This window comes from Micromonospora sp. NPDC047812 (assembly GCF_040704175.1).
Classification (GTDB): Bacteria; Actinomycetota; Actinomycetes; order Mycobacteriales; family Micromonosporaceae; genus Micromonospora.
On record NZ_JBEYRY010000004.1, the window covers coordinates 169,390 to 187,562 of the forward strand.

Genomic DNA, 18,173 nt, shown 5'->3' on the forward strand with positions numbered 1-18,173 from the left:
ACCCCGCCCGTCCGGCCCGGTCCTCAGCCGGCGCAGTTGTTGTTGTGAGCGGGCTGGGTCAGCTTCTCCTGGGTGCCGAACTTCGCGTAGACCCGCAGGTAACACGGCAGCTCGACGTCGCCGTAGTAACTCTGCACCTCGTTGGCATAGTGCGTGGTGCCGCTCTGCGCGACCTGCCAGCCGCCGGAGTCGCCCGACTGGATCTCCCAGTAGACGTCGCCGGAGCAGCCCTGCAGGCCCTGCGACCAGGCGATGATGTTGGCCCCGTTGTAGATCTCGGACTGCACGAGCGTGCAGCTCGCCGCCTGCGCCGGGCCGGCGCCGGCGAGCAGCCCCACGGTCAGCATCGCTCCGGCTCCGATCGCCGACATCAACTTGCGCATGCTCGATCTCCTCCACGATGGACGGCGGGTGGTCCACAGGAGGGTATCCCGTCGCGGAGATTAGCTCCAAGACCATTGTCGATATCGGCGAAAACTTTTACCGGGATCCCTCCGGTCGTCGCCAGCGACCCCGGGGCGGCTCGCCCCACACCCCGCCTTCGGTCCACCGTTTACATTTAACAAAGTTAACTGATAGCCTCCCGCCATCGACGAGGAGGAATGCCATGCGACTTCGACGTACGATGCCCGCGCTGCTGGCCGGCGCGGCGCTCACCGCCGCCCTGGCGGCCGTGCCCGCCGTGGAGGGCCGCGCCGCCGCAAGGACCGCCCCCGACGTCGCCTTCGCGACCTGCGCCGCGCCGGCCTGGGCCGAGGGCACCACGTACGCCGCCGGCAGCCGGGTCAGCTACGCCGGGCGCTCCTACCAGGCGCTGGTGACGCACACGCCCCCGCCGGGCGCCGGCTGGAACCCCGCCGCGACGCCCTCCCTCTGGAGTGACCTCGGCGCCTGCGACGGCGGCGGCACGCCGTCACCCACCCCGACCGCCACGTCGGGGCCCTCCCCCACCCCGACGCCGACACCCACCGCGACGCCCACGCCGCCCGGCCCCGACACCTGCGCCGGCAGGCCGAAGCCGACCGGCAAGGTGCTCCAGGGCTACTGGGAGAACTGGGACGGCGCGGCGAACGGCGTCCACCCGCCGCTGGGATGGATCCCGATCACCGATTCCCGGATCCCCGCGCACGGGTACAACGTGATCAACGCGGCGTTCCCCGTGATCCGCGCCGACGGCACCGTGCTCTGGGAGGACGGGATGGACGCCACCGTCAGGGTGCCCACCCCCGCCGAGATGTGCCGCGCCAAGGCGGCCGGCCTGACCATCCTCCTGTCGATCGGTGGCGCGACCGCCGGGATCGACCTCAGCTCGGCCGCCGTCGCCGACCGCTTCGTCGCGACCGTGGTGCCGATCCTGCAGCGGTACAACTTCGACGGCATCGACATCGACATCGAGACCGGGCTCACCGGCAGCGGGAACATCTCCCAGCTCTCCCCGTCGCAGGCGAACCTCATCCGCATCATCGACGGGGTGCTCGCGCGGATGCCGGCGGGCTTCGGCCTCACCATGGCACCGGAGACCGCGTACGTCACGGGCGGCAGCGTCACCTACGGCTCCATCTGGGGCGCGTACCTGCCGATCATCAAGCGGTACGCCGACAACGGCCGGCTCTGGTGGCTGAACATGCAGTACTACAACGGCAGCATGTACGGCTGCTCCGGCGACTCCTACCCGGCCGGCACCGTGCAGGGCTTCACCGCCCAGACCGACTGCCTCAACGCCGGGCTGGTCGTCCAGGGCACCACCATCCGGGTCCCGTACGACAAGCAGGTCCCCGGACTGCCGGCGCAGCCCGGCGCCGGGGGCGGCCACATGGCCCCGGCGACGGTCGCCCAGGCGTGGAACACCTACCGCGGCGGCCTGAAGGGCCTGATGACCTGGTCGTTGAACTGGGACGGGTCGAAGGGCTGGACCTTCGGCGACAACGTCAGGGCTCTCCAGGGCCGCTGAGCCGCCGGAGACCGGCCGCGCGGTCGCGCCCCTCCTCCCGGGCAGGGGGGGCGACCGCGCGGTCGGGTGCCCGGTCCACGCTCAGGGCCGGAACCGGTAACCCATGCCGGGCTCGGTGAGCAGGTGGCGCGGGCGGGCCGGATCGTCCTCCAGCTTGCGGCGCAGCTGGGCCAGGTACTGGCGCAGGTAGTTGGTCTCGTCCTGGTATTCCGGTCCCCAGACGTCGTGCAGGATCTGGCGCTGGCTGACGAGCTTGCCCGGGTGCCGCAGCAGCAGTTCGAGCACCCCCCACTGGGTGGGGGTGAGCCTGACGTCGGCGCCGTCGTCGCGGGTGACCGTGCGGGCGGCGAGGTCGACGGTGTGCCGGCCGACCCGCAGCGTGGCGGTGGCCGCGTCGGCGCTGACGTGCAGGCGCCGGGTCACGGCACGGATGCGGGCGAGCAGCTCGTCGATGCCGAAGGGCTTGGTGACGTAGTCGTCGGCGCCGGCGTCCAGGGCCGCGACCTTGTCCTGGCTGCCGGCCCGGCCGGAGAGCACGATGATCGGCACGTGCGTCCAGCCCCGCAGGCCCCGGATGACCTCGACCCCGTCGATGTCGGGCAGGCCGAGGTCGAGCACCACCAGGTCGGGCGGGTCGCTGGCGGCGGCCCTGAGCGCCGCCGTGCCGGTCGCGACCGCCTGCACGTCGTAGCCCCGGACCCGTAGGTTGATCCGCAGGGCGCGGACGATCTGCGGCTCGTCGTCGACGACCAGGATGCGGGTCATTCCTGCTGCCCCTCCGCGACGCTCGGGGTGGCGGCGGGCAACCGCAGCACCATGGTGAGACCGCCCCCGGGCGTGGTCTCGGGGGTGATGCTGCCACCCATGGCCTCGGCGAGACCACGGGACAGGGCCAGGCCGAGACCGACGCCGGTGGCGTTGTCCCGGTCGCCGAGGCGCTGGAACGGCAGGAAGACGTGCTCCCACTGGTCCTCGGGGATGCCGGGGCCGGTGTCGACGATCCGCAACTCCACCTGCCCGGCGTGGGCGCTGGCGGTGATGGCCGGGGGCCGCCCGGGCGGGCTGTGCCGCAGCGCGTTGGCGACGATGTTGACCAGCACCCGTTCCAGCAGCCCCGGGTCGGCGGTGGCGGCGGGCAGGTCGGCGGGGATGTCGGTGCTGACGTCGGCGGCCGCCGGACCCAGTTCGTCCAGGGCCCGGGGCACCACGTCCTCCAACCCGAGCGGCACGCGGGTCACGCCGAGGACACCGGCCTGGAGGCGGCTCATGTCCAGCAGGTTCGCCACGAGCCGGCCGAGCCGGTCCAGGGACTCGTCGGCGGTGGCCAGCAGCTCCTCGCGGTCGGCAGCGTCGAACTCGACGTCGGGGCTGCGCAGGCTGCTCACCGCGGCCTTCGCCGAGGCCAGCGGCGTACGCAGGTCGTGGCTGACCGCGGCGAGCAGCGCCGTACGCATCCGGTCGGCCTCGGCGAGCGGCCGGGCGCTGGCCGCCTCGTCGGCGAGGCGTTCCTGCCGCAGCGCGACAGCGGCCTGGGCGGCGAACGCCTCCACGACGCGCCGGTCCGCCGCCTCCAGCCGCCGGCCCGAGAGCACCACGGTGAGCCGGTCGTCCACCGGCACGGCCGTCTCGCCCGCGCCCGGGTTGCCCGCCGGGTCCTCGCCGACGCTGGCCACGATCCGCCACGCCTCGTCCTCGCTGGCCCGCCCCGGCCGCCCCCCGGCGTCGGCCACGAGTTCGAGGACGCTGACCGCGCGCAGCCCGAACGTCTCGCGCAGCCGGTTCAGCAGCGCGGGCAGCGGCCGCTCGCCGCGCAGGACGCCACCGGCCACCGTGGCCAGGGTCTGCGCGTCGGCGGAGGCACGCGCGGCCTCCCTGGTGCGCCGCGCCGCGACGTCGACGACCCCGCTGACGGCGACGGCGACGGCGACGAAGACGCCCAGGGCGAGCAGGTTGTCGGCCTCGGCGATGGTCAGCGTCCGGAACGGGGGCGTGAAGAACCAGTTGAGCAGCAGGAAGCCGCCGAGCGCGGCGACCAGCGCCGGCCACAGCCCGCCGACCAGCGCGACCCCGACGACGACGGTGAGGAAGAGCAGGATGTCGTTGGTGAGGCTGAGGTCCGGCAGCGCCCGCAGCAGCACGGTCAGCAGCGGCATGCCGAGCCCGGCGAGGCCGAAGCCGAGCAGCCGGCGCCGCCGCGACAGCGCGGCCGGCACGCCCGCGCCGCGCCGCCCCCGTCCCACCTGCGGATGGGTGACCAGATGCACGTCGATCGGCCCGGACAGCGCCGTGGTGGTCACCCCGACGCCGCGGGAGAAGAGCTGCGCGAACCGCCCGCGCCGGCTCGCGCCGAGCACCAGCTGGGTGGCGTTGACGCCCCGGGCGAAGTCGAGCAGCGCCGCCGGGATGTCGGTGCCGAGCACCTGGTGGTACGTGCCCCCGAGGCTCTCCACCAGGACACGCTGCCGGGCGAGCTGCGCCGGGTCGGCGCCGGCCAGCCCGTCGCTGCGGGCGACGTGCACGGCGAGCAGGTCCGCGCCCTTGCTGCGGGCCGCGACCCGCGCGGCACGGCGGACCAGCGTCGCGCCCTCCGGCCCGCCGGTGAGCGCCACCACCACCCGCTCGCGGGCCTCCCAGGTCTCGGAGATGCCCTGCTGGGCGCGGTACGCGCCGAGCTGCTCGTCGACCTTGTCGGCCAGCCACAGCAGGGCCAGCTCGCGCAGGGCCGTGAGGTTGCCGATCCGGAAGTAGTTGCCGAGGGCCGCGTCGATCCGGTCGGGTGGGTAGATGTTGCCGTGGGCCATCCGGCGGCGCAGCGCCTCCGGGGTCATGTCGACCAGCTCGACCTGCCCGGCGGCGCGGACCACCGCGTCGGGCACCGTCTCCCGCTGGGTGGTGCCGGTGATGCGCGCGACGACGTCGCTGACCGATTCGAGGTGCTGGACGTTGACGGTCGACAGGACGCTGATGCCGGCGTCGAGGAGTTCCTGGACATCCTGCCAGCGCTTCTCGTGCCGGGAGCCGGGCACGTTGGTGTGGGCCAGCTCGTCGATCACGGCGACCTCGGGCCGGCGGGCCAGCACCGCGTCGAGGTCCATCTCGGTGAACGCGGCTCCTCGGTAGGTCACCACCCGACGCGGCAACACCTCCAGGTCGCCGACCATCGCGGCGGTCTGGGCGCGGCCGTGGGTCTCGATCAGGCCGACCACCACGTCGGTGCCGCGCCCGGCGCGCCGCCGGGCCTCCTCCAGCATCGCGTACGTCTTGCCGACGCCGGGCGCGGCCCCGAGGTAGATGCGCAGTTCTCCCCTGGGCACGTGGACATCCTCCCTGATCACCGGCCCGGCCGGTCGTCGGACCGGACCACGGGTGGGGTGGGGTGGGGCGCGCCGGCCCATTCCACGCCGTCGGCGGTTGCAGTAGGGACGCCGGCCGTCGACGCCATCGAGTTCGCCGACCGCACGGCTTCGCGAGGGACAGGGGTCATCACGCGATCATTACGGCGGCGACGCGCTTCTTGACGCCTTCTTCACGCGGCCGGGCTCCGGCGTGACGCCGCTCACCTGCGACCGCCTACCGGATCACCGCCCGGCAGGCGTGGCGGGCGGTGATCCGCCGGCCAGCCAGTTGCGGATCTCGTCGCCGTGCTCGTCGAGCCCGGGCGGCGGCAGGTCGTAGCGCGCCGGGGTGGCGGTGAGGCCGATCGGGTGGCGGATGCCGGGCACGCCGCCGGTGGTGACCACCGGGTCGAGCCCGAGTTCCCGGGCCAGGTCGACGCCCCCGGCGACCGTGTTGATCGGGGCGCACGGCACGCCCGCCGCGCGCAGGTCCCGGAACCACTCGTCGCGGGTCCGCCGCACCAGTCGCGCGACCAGGAGGGGCCGCAGTGCCTCCCGGTTGACCGTGCGGTCCTGGTTGCGCCCGAACCGGGGGTCGTCGGGCAGTTCGGGCAGGCCGAGGACCTGGCACAGCTTGCGGAACTGGCCGTCGTTGCCGGCGATGACGACGAGGTCGCCGTCGGCGGTGGGCAGCGGTTCGTACGGGAACAGGCTCGGGTGCCCGTTGCCCATCCGGAACGGCGTCGCGCCGCCGGCGACGTGGCCGCTGGTCTGGTTGACCAGGCCGGACAGCGCGGAGGAGAGCAGGTCCACCTCGACGTGCTGGCCGTCGCCGCAGCGGTCGCGGTGGTGCAGGGCGGCGAGGATGCCGACGGCCGCGTGCAGGCCCGCGATCACGTCGAACACGGCGACCCCGGCCTTGTAGGGCGGGCCGTCCGGCTCGCCGGTGAGGCTCATCAGGCCGGACGCGGCCTGGACCACGAGGTCGTAGCCGGGCAGGTTGGCACCGGCACCGGCGCCGAACCCGCTGATCGAGGCGTAGACGATCCGCTCGTTGACGGCGGCGACGCTGTCGTAGTCGAGGCCGAAGCGCCGCAGCCCGCCGGGCCGGAAGTTTTGGATCATGACGTCGGCGCGGCGGACGAGTTCCCGGGCGACTTCCAGGTCGTCGGGGTCGGCGAGGTCGAGGGCGATGGACCGCTTGTTGCGGTTGACGCCGAGGTAGTAGGTGGAGGTGCCCTCGCGCATGGGCGGCATCCAGGCCCGGGTGTCGTCCCCGCCGGGCCCTTCTACCTTGATCACCTCGGCGCCCAGATCGGCGAGGAGCATGGTCGCGTACGGTCCGGCGAGGATCCGCGAGAAGTCGGCGACGAGGACGCCGCTGAGCGGTCCGGACAGTTGCTCCCCCATCGCCGCTCCCCTTCCCGTCGACGCCACGGCCGGCGCGGGGCGTCGTGGCACCTGCCGGGTGCCGGCGTCCGGCACGTCCGACGGCAGCACCACGATGGCACAGCGGACGCGACGGACGTCGGTCGCCCCGGCGGTCCGGGCCGGGGCGGATGGCGACGGGACCGCCGCCATCCGCCGAGCGGGTCAGCCCTTGCGCCACTTCTGGTTGGCGGTGCCCGCGCAGTCCCAGAGCTGGAGCTTCGCGCCGTCGGCGCTGTTCCACTCCCGGATGTCGACGCACCTGCCGGCCTGGACGTTGACCAGGTCACCGGCCGCGGTCAGGGTGAACCGCTGCGCGCCCGTACCGTTGCACGTGTAGAGCTGGACGACCGCGCCGTTGCCGGTCGCGCCGCCGTCGACGTCCATGCACTTGTTGTTCTGGCTGCGCAGGGTGTCGCCGGTGAACGTCCACTTCTGCGCGTCGGTGCCGTTGCAGTTCCACATCTGCAACTGCGCGCGGTCGACGAAGTTCGCGTTCGGCACGTCGATGCACTTGTTGTTCCAGTTGCTCAGCACGGGTACCGCGCCGCCGGGGTTCCCCGGTCCGCTGCCGCCGGCGCCGAACGGGCTCAGGACGATCCCGGCGGCGCGGGGGTCGCCGTCGTGGACCAGGGACTCGAACGCGCCGACGTCGTCGAAGGCGAAGGCGTACGCCTTGCCGTCGGTCATGTTGGCGTGGATGACGCGGGCGTAGTGGTTCGTCGGGTTGTTGCGGTAGAACTCGGCGGCGTTGGTGCTGGGCTGGGTGTCGATGGTGCCGAGCGTGCCCCGGTTGAGCGCGGCGCAGAGCGTCCGGGAGATCGGGCCGACGACCGGGTCGTTGGGGGCGGGCAGGTCACCGTCGCAGCCCCAGACGCTCGCCGACGAGGGCCGGTTGAAGGAGGCGACCACCTGGCCGGCGCTGTTGGTGAAGGTCATGACGTTGCCCGAGGTCCGCCCGAAGTAACGGGTGTTCGGCTGATCGGCGAACGGCACCACGGTCAGCGTCCTGGTCGTGTACGCGTTCCAGGCAGACGCGATGTAGGAGTCCAGGTAGGTGGCGCTGAACAGGCCGGCGCCGGCCGCCTTGCCGGGCGCGAGCACCCGCAACACCGTCCCGTCGGAGCGGGTGTGGACCGTGTTGGCCCAGCCCGGCTGGGACCGGATGCCCTCGATGATCGCGTTGCGGCCTCCCGCGACGACGTCACCGGTGCGCTTGGTGACGCCGGTGGCGCCGGTCACCGTGACCGCGTGCGGCACCGCGAACATGTCGACCTGCGAGCTGTTGAGCCACAGTCCGGCGTCGTTGTAGGTGAACTCGCTCCAGTCGAACAGGATGTCGCGGTTGGCGTCGCCGGCCGCCCACGGCGCGGGTTGGACCAGGCCGTCCGGGGTGAGGAAGAACTTCAGCTTCTCGCCGAAGGAGAAGTAGACGCGGCCGGAGAACCCGCGCGGGAACCGGATGGTCGTGCTGCCGCCGTTGCCGGGGCCCGGGATCGAGGCGTCCGGCGCGGGCGACGGCGGGAGCTGTCCGCCCGACCACGGGACGAAGGTGCCGCCCTGGTTGACGTAGCCGAGGCGGCCGCTGGACAGCTGCACGCCGATCACGTACAGGTGGACGGCTTCGCCGCGGCCGGTGCTGTTGGTGACCGTGACAGGCAGCAGCGCGGGCCCGACGGCGTGGGCGGGGGCTGCGGCGAGGGTCACCGGGACGGCGGCGACCAGCGCGGACACGGCGGCGAGCAGCCTTCTTCGTAGCTTCACGAAAGGTCCTCCTCAGGGGTGGTGGACGACTGAGAGAGCGCTCTCTCAGCGTCGGCCCGAGGCGGCCCTCCTGTCAATAGACACACGCCGATGCGGCCTCCCGCCCACCGATCCGGGGGCGCCGCCTGCGGACGGCGGGACGGCCGGACGGGTCAGCGCCGCGGCGGGGCGGCGACGCTGCGACGGGCGACCAGGGTGGGCGCGACCGTCTGCCGCAGCGGGCCGGCGCTGCCGGACTCCATCTGCGCCAGCAGCAGGTCCAGGCTCGCCCGGGCGACCGCGGCGAAGTCGGGGCGCACGGTGGTCAGCGGCGGAATGAAGTACGCCGCCTCGGGCACGTCGTCGAAGCCCACCACGCTGATGTCGTCCGGCACCCGCCGGCCGTGCTCGTGCAACGCCCGCAGCACACCGAGCGCCAGATGGTCGTTGGCGGTGAAGACCGCGGTGACCTCGGGCATCCGGGCCAACATCTGCCCGCACCGGTACCCCGCTGCCGCCGACCAGTCCGCCGGAAGCAGCGGCGGCAACTCCGCGCCCGCCGCCTGCAACGTCTCCCGCCATCCGTCGATCCGGCCGGCGCTGTCGAACCAGTCCGACGGCCCGGAGACATGCCAGACCGTCCGGTGCCCGGCGTCGAGGAGGTGCTGCGTGGCGGCTCGGGCCCCGGCGACCTGGTCGACGGTCACCAGGGGCACCGGGCGGCGCGGGTCGCCGTCGACGGTGACCAACGGGACGTCCTTGGGGAGCCGTTCGAGGGCCTCCCCCGCCGACTCGACCGGCGCGATCACCACGATGCCGGCGACCCGGTGCGCGAGGTGCCGCTCCACCGCCGCGGAGATGGACTGGTGGTCGAGGTCGCTCACGCTGCCGACGCTGACCGCGAACCCCGCCTCGGCGGCCGCCTGTTCCAGGGCGGCCAGCAGCGAGGCCGGACCGTAGAGGGTGGTGTTCTGCGCTACCACGCCGATCACCTGGGACCGGCCGGTGACCAGCGCCCGGGCCGCGCGGTTGGGCCGGTAGCCGAGCTCCGCGATGGCCGCCTGGACCCGCAGCCGGGTCTGCTCGCGCACGTTGGGGTGTCCGTTGAGGACCCGGGACACCGTCTGGTGGGAGACGCCTGCGAGGCGAGCCACGTCCGTCATCGCAGGACCGCGCACGGCCACCTCGCCTTCCCCCGCCCGCCCCGTCCGGCGGCTGCGCCACGTCCGACGACGACGGGAGCGGCCTTCGTGGTACGAGATCACCCTCGCCGCCGGCACGCCGACGGGCGTGCCGGTTGGCCGAGGCCGGAACGCCGACAGTCTACGCCAGCGGCACCGCCGGCCCACGTCACGGCGTCGTCAGGGCGAATCGACGCACCGTCACCGTGCCGCCGGTGGACCGCGTGGCGTAGTTGAAGATGCCGAACCGGTATCCCATGAAGAACTGCCAGGCGTTGTTGAGGGTCAGGGCGTTGCCGAGCGGGACGAAGGTGACCCCGTCGGTGCTGTACGAGAACCTGGCCTGACGACCCGGGCCGGGCCGGATGTCGGCGTTGGCCCGCAACCAGATCCGCCCGCCGGACACCGGGGCGCCGGCGATCTCGGTTCCTCTGCCGGTGGTGTTCCAGTTGTCGCTGCCCATGGTCAGGCCATTGGTCATGACCACGCGGGCGGCCCCGTTGTCCCGCTTGACGCCGATCCACGCCGAGGTGTCACGCAGCATCGCCAAGCCGGCCCGGTCGCCGTCGCGCATGGCGGAGTAGTCCAGCTCGATGGTGCCCGTCGAGGTCGGACCCTGGATCCGGTGGGTCAGCGTGTTGCGCGCGCGGTAGAGGTCGTCGGTCACCGACGCGGTCTGCAGACGCAGCCCGTTGTCCACCGACCACCGGCTGTCGTCCGGGTTGTGGTTCCACTCGTACTGGACGCCGAGGGCGGTGCCGGCGAAGGTGTCGGTCCCGGTGAGCGGCTTGACCGGGCGCGGCGGCAGCGGGTTGGGGTAGTTGACGCCCCAGGAGCCGTTCACCGTCTGCACCTGCGGCCAGCCGTCGCTGGTCCAGGTGACGGGGGCCAGCGTCGGCATCCGACCACCCGGGTAGGCGTCGGTGAACGCCATGTAGTACCACGCGCCGTGCTGGGTCTGCACGAGCCCGCCCTGGTGCGGCACACCACCGCCGACGATCGGACCCGCCATGTCGAGCAGCACCTGCCGCTGCTCGTACGGGCCGAACGGGCCGCTCGTCGACTTCAGCACGTACTGGCCGTTCGCGGGGCGGGTGAGCCAGATGTAGTACGCGCCGTTGCGCTTGTAGAAGCGCGCCCCCTCCAGCGTGCCGATGTTCGACGGCGTCTGGTACACCTGCTGGGCCCGCACCTGGGTGCGCCCGTCGGCCGACAACTGCGCCACACTGATCGCGCCGTTGCCGTACGCGACGTACATGGTGTCGTTGTCGTCGATCAGCATCCCGGCGTCGTAGTAGCAGTTGGGGATGGTCGCGTGCCGGCTCCACGTGCCGTCGACGGCGGACGCGGTGTAGATGTGCGTCTGGGCGAAGTCGATGCAGCCGGCCCAGTAGAAGGTCCGGTTGCTCGGCCGGTAGTTCAGCGTGGAGGCCCAGATGCCGTCCACGTACCCGTGGCTGCCGCCTGCCATGTCGTACTTCGCGCCGAAGTCCAGCCGGGGCACCGAGTGCCCGGCGAACTCCCAGTTCACCAGGTCCCACGACCGCAGGACCGGGGCGCCGGGCGAGTAGTGCATGGTGGAGGCGGACATGTAGTAGACGTCGCCGACCCGGATGATGTCGACGTCGGCGAAGTCCTGCCAGACGACCGGGTTGGTGAAGGTGCCGCCGGGGTCTCCGCCGTCGCCGACGCGGACCAGCTGCCACTGCTGGTGGCTGCCGTTGAAGTCGTCGTACTGCACGACGTTGCCACCGTCGGCGGTCGAGGCGTTCTGCACCTCCATCGCCTTGTTCGAGTTCCGGTTGACCAACCGCACGTATCCACCCGCCGAATCGGCCAGCCGGAACTGCTGGTTGGTCCCGTTGTGATCGGCCCACTGCACGATGCTCGCGCCATTGGCGGTGGAGAAGTTGTAGACGTCGAGCACCTTGCCCGAATGGCGCGACCTCAACCGGTAGTAGCCGCCACCGGAGTCGACGAACTGCCACTGCTGCCAGTTCCCGTCGTTACGCGACCACTGGGTGATCCGCGCACCGTCGCCCGTGGCCATGTTGTACAGATCCAACGCCTTGCCACTGTTGCGATTCACCAACACGTACCACGCATTCGTGTCCACCGTCGCCGCCGACGCCGGCGACGGGGACACCGCGGCGAGCGCGCCGCCCACCAGCACCGCCACCGCGACGGCGGCGAGCCGGAACAACGACCCCCGACGCCGTGACGCGGCGCGGGTGGATCCACCGATGCCGACCATGATCCTCCTTCGAGAGACGACGGGACCGGGACCACCGGTTCGTCGATCCGTTTCGGCTCAGAGCCCCCGGGCGAGGCGGTAGTACGCCTGGTTCCACCGGATCTCGTCGGCGAAGCGGCGGGGCTGGGTGCCGGCGTCGATGACCACCAGCTCGGTACGGGTCATCTGGGCCAGGTCGTACAGCTCCTCGACCCCCACGGCCTGCGACAGCACGGTGTGATGGGGCGCGCCGGCGGTGATCCACGCCTCCGCCGACCCCGCCAGGTGCGGGCGGGGCCGCCAGACCGCCCGGGCCACCGGCAGTCTCCGCAGCGGGCGCGGCGGCGCCACCACGTCCACCTCGTTGGCCACCAGGCGGAAACGGTCCCCGAGGTCCGCCATGCCGAGCACCACCGCCGGGCCCGCAGCGGCGCTGAACACCAGGCGCACCGGGTCCTCCCGGCCACCGATGCTCAGCGGGTGGACCTCCACGGTCGGGGTGTCGCCGGCGATCGTCGGGCAGACCTCGAGCATGTGTGCGCCGAGCACCAGCTCGTCGCCCGGGGTGAGGTCGTAGGTGTAGTCCTCCATGAACGAGGTCCCGCCCGGGACGCCGACCGCCATCGCCTTGAGCGTGCGGACCAGGACGGAGGTCTTCCAGTCGCCCTCGCCGCCGAAGCCGTAGCCGTCGGCCATCAGCCGCTGCACCGCGACGCCGGGCAGTTGGCGCAGACCGCCGAGGTCCTCGAAGTTCGTGGTGAAGGCCCGGAAGCCGCCCTCGTCGAGGAACGAGCGCAGGCCCAGTTCCAGGCGCGCGGCGTACCGCAGGGCGTCGTGTCGCGCCCCGCCGGGCCGCAGCTGCGGGTCGACCCGGTACGTGTCGTCGTACTCCTTGACCAGCTCCTCGATTCGTGCCTCGGCCACCTGGTCGACGACCGCCACGAGGTCGTTCACGCCGTAGGTGTTGACCGAGACGCCGAACCGCAGCTCCGCCTCGACCTTGTCGCCCTCGGTCACGGCGACGTCGCGCATGTTGTCGCCGAAGCGGGCCAGCCGCAGCGACCGCATCGCCGAGTACCCGAGCGCCGCGCGCGCCCACGCGCCGACCCGGGCGATCACCCGCGGGTCGCTCACGTGCCCCGCGACGGTCTTGCGGGCCACGCCGAGCCGGGTCTGGATGAAGCCGAACTCGCGGTCGCCGTGCGCGGCCTGGTTCAGGTTCATGAAGTCCATGTCGATCTCGTCCCACGGCAGGAGGACGTTGGCCTGGGTGTGCAGGTGCAGCAGCGGCGTCCGCAGGGCGTCCAGGCCGGCGATCCACATCTTGGCCGGCGAGAAGGTGTGCATCCAGGCGATCACCCCGACGGCTCCCTGCGCTGCCGCGTCCCGGCAGGCCCGGAGGATGTCGGCGCTGGAGGTCAGGACGGGCTTCCAGACCACCCGGACCGGGATCCCCGGCGAGTCGTCGAGCTGCGCGGCGATCTGCCGGGACTGGTCGGCGACCTGCCGGAGGGTCTCCTCGCCGTACAGGCCCTGGCTGCCGGTGAGGAACCAGACCTCGGGTTGCGGGTGCGTTGCCATGCGGTTGCCTTCCGCGAGATGGGCGGTCACTTGAGGCGGATGCCGATGAGACGTTGGAGGAGGATGAAGGCGAAGAGCAGGCCACCGATGACGATCCTCGTCCACCAGGAGTTCAGGCTCCCGTCGAAGGTGATCAGGGTCTGGATCACGCCCAGCACCAGCACACCCAGCACGGTGCCGAACACGTAGCCGGAACCGCCGGTGAGCACGGTGCCGCCGATGACGACCGCCGCGATCACGTCCAGCTCCATGCCGACGGCGATCAGCGGTGCGCCGGAGAGCGTGTAGAACGACAGCAGGATGCCGCCGATGGCCGAGCAGAGCCCGCTGACCGTGTAGACCGCGATCCGGGTACGGCCGACCGGAAGGCCCATCAGCAGCGCCGACTGGGGGTTGCCGCCGATGGCGTACACGTTGCGGCCGAAGCGGGTGTACGCCAGCACGTACGCGGCGATGAGCACCACCGCGAACGCGATCAGCACGACGACCGACACGAAGTTGCCGCGCGGGTCGCCGATGCGCTCCTGGGAGACCGCCGTCCAGAAGCCGTCGGTGATGGGGATGGACGCGTCGCTGATGAACGTGCACATGCCCCGGGCGAAGAACATCCCGGCGAGGGTGACGATGAACGGCTGGATCTCGAAGAAGTGGATGGCGCAGCCCATCAGGAACCCGAGTGTCGGGCCGATCAGCAGCGCGACGGGCAGCACCAGGGCCGCGGGCACCCCGTTCTGCAGCAGCGACGCCGACACCATGGCGGTCATCGCGACGACGGAGCCGACCGACAGGTCGATGCCACCGGTGAGGATCACGAAGGTCATGCCGACCGCGACGACCAGCAGGAAGCCGTTGTCGATGAAGACGTTGAGGACGACCTGCGCGTTGGAGAACGCCCGGTACTGGGACACGCCGACGCCGTACATGACCAGCAGCAGGGCGAGGGTGGCCAGGACCGGGACGTGCCGTCGGGGCACGCGGGGATGTCGGCCACGGGCGGTGGTCAGAGACGTGCTGCTCATGACGGCACCTGCGCCTTCTCCCGCCGTGGCACCGTCGGCCCGGGCGTGGCCCCGCCCCGGCGGCGGCCGAACCTGGCCCGGAACGCCGGCGACTGGATGAGGCAGACGGCGATGACCACGACCGCCTTGAACAGCAGCGACGTCTGTGGCGAGATGTTCATCGCGTAGACCGTGGTGGTGAGGGTCTGGATGATCAGCGCGCCGAGGATGGTGCCGCCGAGGGAGAACCGGCCGCCGGCGAGGGACGTGCCGCCGATGACCACCGCGAGGATCGCGTCGAGCTCCACCCAGAGGCCGGCGGCGTTACCGTCGGCGCTGGAGACGTTGGCGGTCATCATGAACCCGGCGACCGCGGCGCAGGCGGCGCTGACCACGTACACCAGGAAGATGACGCGGCTGGAGCGGATGCCGGCCAGCCGGCTCGCCTCGGCGTTGCCACCGACCGACTCGACGATCAGGCCGAGCGCGGTGCGACGGGTGAACGCGGCGATGAGCAGGGCCGCCCCCAGGGCGATGAAGACGGCCAGCGGGAGGGTCAGGAAGTGCCCGAGCCCGATCGCGCGGTACGGACCGGAGTTGATCGTGATGATCTGCCCCTCGGTGACCAGCTGCGCGAGCCCCCGGCCGGCCACCATCAGGATCAGCGTGGCGATGATGGGCTGGATGCCGATGACGGCGACCAGCACCCCGTTCCAGGCGCCGAGCACGAGCGCGGCGCCGAAGGCCAGCGCCAGCGCGGTGAACACGGTGGACGGGCTGTCCTGGTCGGGCGCCTGGCTGATGTGGAGACAGGCGATGGCGCCGCTCGTCGCGCAGAGCGAGCCGACGGACAGGTCGATCCCGCCGGTGGCGATCACCAGGGTCATGCCCAGCGCGACAAGGATCAGCGGGGCGCTCAGCCGGAGGATGTCGACCGGGGTGCCGTAGAGGTGCCCGTTCTTGACCTCGATGGCGAGGAAGCCGGGTCGGTGGATCGTGTTGGCGGCGACCATGACCGCCAGCACGAGCGCGGGCCAGAACAGCCGGTGGCCGGCCAGCGGCCGGAGGCGGGCGGCGACGGTGTTCACCGGTGGACCTCCGCGCCGCCGGTGCCACTCGCGATGGTCTGCATGACGCGGTCGGCGTCGAGGCTGCCGTCGTTGTCGAGATGGGCCACCATCGTCCGGTCACGCATCACGGCGACGCGGTGGCTCAGCCGCAGCACCTCCTCCAACTCGGCGGAGATGAACAGCACCGCCATACCGCCGTCGGAGAGCCGCACCACCAGCTTCTGGATCTCGGCCTTCGCGCCGATGTCGATCCCGCGCGTGGGCTCGTCGAGGATCAGCAGGCGCGGCTCGGTGATGAGCCAGCGCGCCAGGAGCACCTTCTGCTGGTTGCCACCGGAGAGGTTACGGACGGGCAGGTCCGGGTTCGCCGGCCGGATGCCGAGCGCCTTGACGTACCTCTCGACAAGCTCGTCCTGGCGTCGGCGGGGAACCGGTCGCAGCCAGCCGCGCGCGGCCTGCATCGAGAGGATCATGTTCTCCCGCACCGACAGCTCGGGCACGATGCCCTCCGCGCGGCGGTTCTCCGAGCAGAACCCGACGCCGCGGTCGATGGCGTGGACGGGGTTGCGCAACGTCGTCGCGCCGCCGTCGACGACGACCTTGCCGTGGTCGGCGCGGTCGGCGCCGAAGAGCAGCCGCGCCACCTCGGTGCGGCCGGAGCCGAGCAGCCCGGCGAGCCCGACCACCTCGCCGGCGTGGATCCGCAGGTCGAACGGAGCGACGACGCCCCTGCGGCCGAGGCCCGACGCCTCCACCAACGGAGCCTCGCCGGACCGGACGACGGCCGTCCGTCGCTGCTGCTCGTCGAGGCGCTCCAGCACGTCGAGCTCCTTGCCGATCATCTTCTCGACGAGGCTGAACTGGGGCAGCTCCCCGGTCCGGTACTCCCCCACGAGCGTGCCGTTGCGCAGCACCGTGATGCGGTCGGCGATGCTGTACACCTGGTCGAGGAAGTGGGTGACGAAGAGGATCGCCATGCCCTCGTCGCGCAACTGCCGCATGATCCGGAACAACTGCGCGACCTCGCCGGCGTCCAGGCTGGACGTCGGCTCGTCGAGGATCAGCACCCGGGCCCGTACGTCGATGGCCCGGGCGATGGCGACCATCTGCTGCACCGCCAGCGAGTACGTTCCCAGTTGTGCGGTGACGTCGAGGTCGAGGTCCAGCCGGGCCAGGAGTTCCCGTGCCCGCCTGCGCACCTCGCCCCACCGGACGGCACCGAGGCGGCGCGGCTCCCGGCCGATGAAGATGTTCTCCGCCACGGACAGGTTGGTGCAGAGGTTGACCTCCTGGTAGACGGTGCTCACGCCGGAGGCCGCCGCCTGCATCGGGCCGCGGAACGCGACCTGCTCGCCGTCGAGGGTGATGGTGCCCTCGTCGATGCCGTGGACGCCGGTCAACACCTTGATCAGGGTGGACTTGCCGGCGCCGTTCTCGCCCATCAGGGCGTGGACCTCGCCGGGGAACAGCCGGAAGTCGACATCGTGCAGCGCGCGTACCCCCGGGAAGGTCTTGCTGATCCCGGTCATGGTCAGGACCGGACGGCTATCCGTCATCCCATCGGACCTCTTCTGGATGGTGTCGGTAGGACAGGGGCGAGCGACGGGTCGGGGTCGCCGTGCCCGGACGGCGGCCCCGGCGTCGGTCAGTACTTGCGGCCGGGCAAGACGGCCTTGGCCTGCTCCTGCGTGAAGGTGGTCTCCTCGGTCTCGATCCGGACCGGCACCTCCTCGCCGGCGTGGACCTTCTTCGCCAGGTCCATCAGCTGCGGGCCGAGCAGCGGGCTGCACTCCGCGATGAAGTTGAACTTGCCGTCGGCGAGGGCCTGCATGCCGTCCTTCACCGCGTCGATGGTGATGATGAGGATGTCCTTGCCGGGGGTCTTGCCGGCGGCGGTGATCGCCTCCAGCGCGCCCAGTCCCATGTCGTCGTTGTGCGCGAAGAGCACGTCGATGTCGGGGGTCGCCTTGAGGAACTGCTCCATGACCTGCTTGCCGTCGGCCCGCTTGAAGTCACCCGACTGGGAGGCGACGATCTTCAGGTTCGGGTTGGCGGCGATCGCCTTGGCGAAGCCTTCCCTGCGGTCGTTGGCCGGCGCGGAGCCGGTGGTGCCCTGCAACTCGACGATGTTCACCGGGCCGTTGGCGCCCTTGGTCTGCTCCACCAGCCACTCGCCGGCCAGGCGGCCCTCCTTGACGAAGTCCGAGCCGAGAAAGGTCTTGTAGAGCGACGTGTCGGCCGAGTCGACGGACCGGTCGGTCAGGATGACCGGGATGCCGGCGTCCTTCGCCTCCTTCAGGACGGTGTCCCAGCCGGACTCGACGACCGGCGAGAAGGCGATGACGTCGACCTTCTGCTGGATGAAGTTCCGGATCGCCTTGATCTGGTTCTCCTGCTTCTGCTGCGCGTCGTCGAACTTGAGTTCGATGCCCGCCGCGGCGGCGGCCTCCTTGATCGAGGTGGTGTTCGCCGTGCGCCAGCCGCTCTCCGCGCCGACCTGGGAGAAGCCCAGTACGACCCTGTCACCGCCGCCGCTGTCGCCGCCGGCGCCGGTGTCGCTGTTGCCGCAGGCCGTCGCGCTGCCCGCGAGCAGCACGGTGGCGACGACCGCGATGACGGTGCGTGCCGTTCTCCTGGTTCTCATCGGTTCTCC

The 18,173-nt window shown here is 71.8% G+C and carries 13 protein-coding genes; 1 reads left to right on the forward strand and 12 read right to left on the reverse strand.

Annotated features, from left to right (window positions below):
- Positions 1-23 precede the first annotated feature (23 nt).
- A complete protein-coding gene (locus AB0883_RS18620) occupies positions 24-383 on the reverse strand; it encodes a hypothetical protein (RefSeq protein ID WP_366642404.1) in 360 nt (119 codons plus the stop codon).
- Between the two features lie 224 nt (positions 384-607).
- On the opposite strand from AB0883_RS18620, the gene AB0883_RS18625 reads away from it, so the two are divergent.
- A complete protein-coding gene (locus AB0883_RS18625) occupies positions 608-1,951 on the forward strand; it encodes a glycosyl hydrolase family 18 protein (RefSeq protein WP_366642405.1) in 1,344 nt (447 codons plus the stop codon).
- An 81-nt stretch (positions 1,952-2,032) separates the two neighbouring features.
- Here the strand turns inward: AB0883_RS18625 and AB0883_RS18630 are convergent, their stop codons facing one another.
- The 11 genes from AB0883_RS18630 to AB0883_RS18680 form a co-directional block, all read right to left on the reverse strand.
- Positions 2,033-2,716 carry a response regulator gene (locus AB0883_RS18630; protein ID WP_366642406.1) on the reverse strand — a complete coding sequence of 228 codons (684 nt, stop codon included), beginning with the start codon at positions 2,714-2,716 and terminating at the stop codon, positions 2,033-2,035.
- Positions 2,713-5,265, reverse strand: a complete 2,553-nt coding sequence (locus AB0883_RS18635) for a DUF4118 domain-containing protein (protein ID WP_366642407.1) — start codon at positions 5,263-5,265, stop codon at positions 2,713-2,715. The genes AB0883_RS18630 and AB0883_RS18635 overlap by 4 nt, the downstream gene beginning before the upstream one ends.
- 264 nt (positions 5,266-5,529) lie before the next feature.
- A complete protein-coding gene (locus tag AB0883_RS18640; RefSeq protein ID WP_366642408.1) occupies positions 5,530-6,696 on the reverse strand; it encodes a CoA transferase in 1,167 nt (388 codons plus the stop codon).
- A 183-nt stretch (positions 6,697-6,879) separates the two neighbouring features.
- On the reverse strand, positions 6,880-8,478 hold the full coding sequence (locus AB0883_RS18645) for a beta-1,3-glucanase family protein (RefSeq protein ID WP_366642409.1): 1,599 nt from the start codon (positions 8,476-8,478) through the stop codon (positions 6,880-6,882).
- Positions 8,479-8,630: 152 nt separating this feature from the next.
- Complete coding sequence (locus AB0883_RS18650) at positions 8,631-9,620, reverse strand: LacI family DNA-binding transcriptional regulator (RefSeq protein WP_366642410.1); 990 nt, start codon at positions 9,618-9,620, stop codon at positions 8,631-8,633.
- Positions 9,621-9,807: 187 nt separating this feature from the next.
- Positions 9,808-11,892, reverse strand: a complete 2,085-nt coding sequence (locus AB0883_RS18655) for an RICIN domain-containing protein (RefSeq protein ID WP_366642411.1) — start codon at positions 11,890-11,892, stop codon at positions 9,808-9,810.
- 57 nt (positions 11,893-11,949) lie between these two features.
- Positions 11,950-13,452 (reverse strand): L-arabinose isomerase, encoded by a 1,503-nt coding sequence (araA, locus tag AB0883_RS18660; RefSeq protein WP_366642412.1) that lies wholly within the window; start codon positions 13,450-13,452, stop codon positions 11,950-11,952.
- A gap of 26 nt (positions 13,453-13,478) precedes the next feature.
- Positions 13,479-14,471, reverse strand: a complete 993-nt coding sequence (gene yjfF, locus AB0883_RS18665; RefSeq protein WP_366642413.1) for a galactofuranose ABC transporter, permease protein YjfF — start codon at positions 14,469-14,471, stop codon at positions 13,479-13,481.
- Positions 14,468-15,538 carry an ABC transporter permease gene (locus tag AB0883_RS18670; RefSeq protein WP_366642414.1) on the reverse strand — a complete coding sequence of 357 codons (1,071 nt, stop codon included), beginning with the start codon at positions 15,536-15,538 and terminating at the stop codon, positions 14,468-14,470. Before AB0883_RS18670 ends, yjfF begins: the two co-directional genes overlap by 4 nt.
- Positions 15,535-17,076, reverse strand: a complete 1,542-nt coding sequence (locus AB0883_RS18675; RefSeq protein ID WP_366642415.1) for a sugar ABC transporter ATP-binding protein — start codon at positions 17,074-17,076, stop codon at positions 15,535-15,537. Before AB0883_RS18675 ends, AB0883_RS18670 begins: the two co-directional genes overlap by 4 nt.
- Before the next feature lie 89 nt (positions 17,077-17,165).
- Positions 17,166-18,164 carry an ABC transporter substrate-binding protein gene (locus AB0883_RS18680; protein WP_366642417.1) on the reverse strand — a complete coding sequence of 333 codons (999 nt, stop codon included), beginning with the start codon at positions 18,162-18,164 and terminating at the stop codon, positions 17,166-17,168.
- Positions 18,165-18,173: the final 9 nt, after the last annotated feature.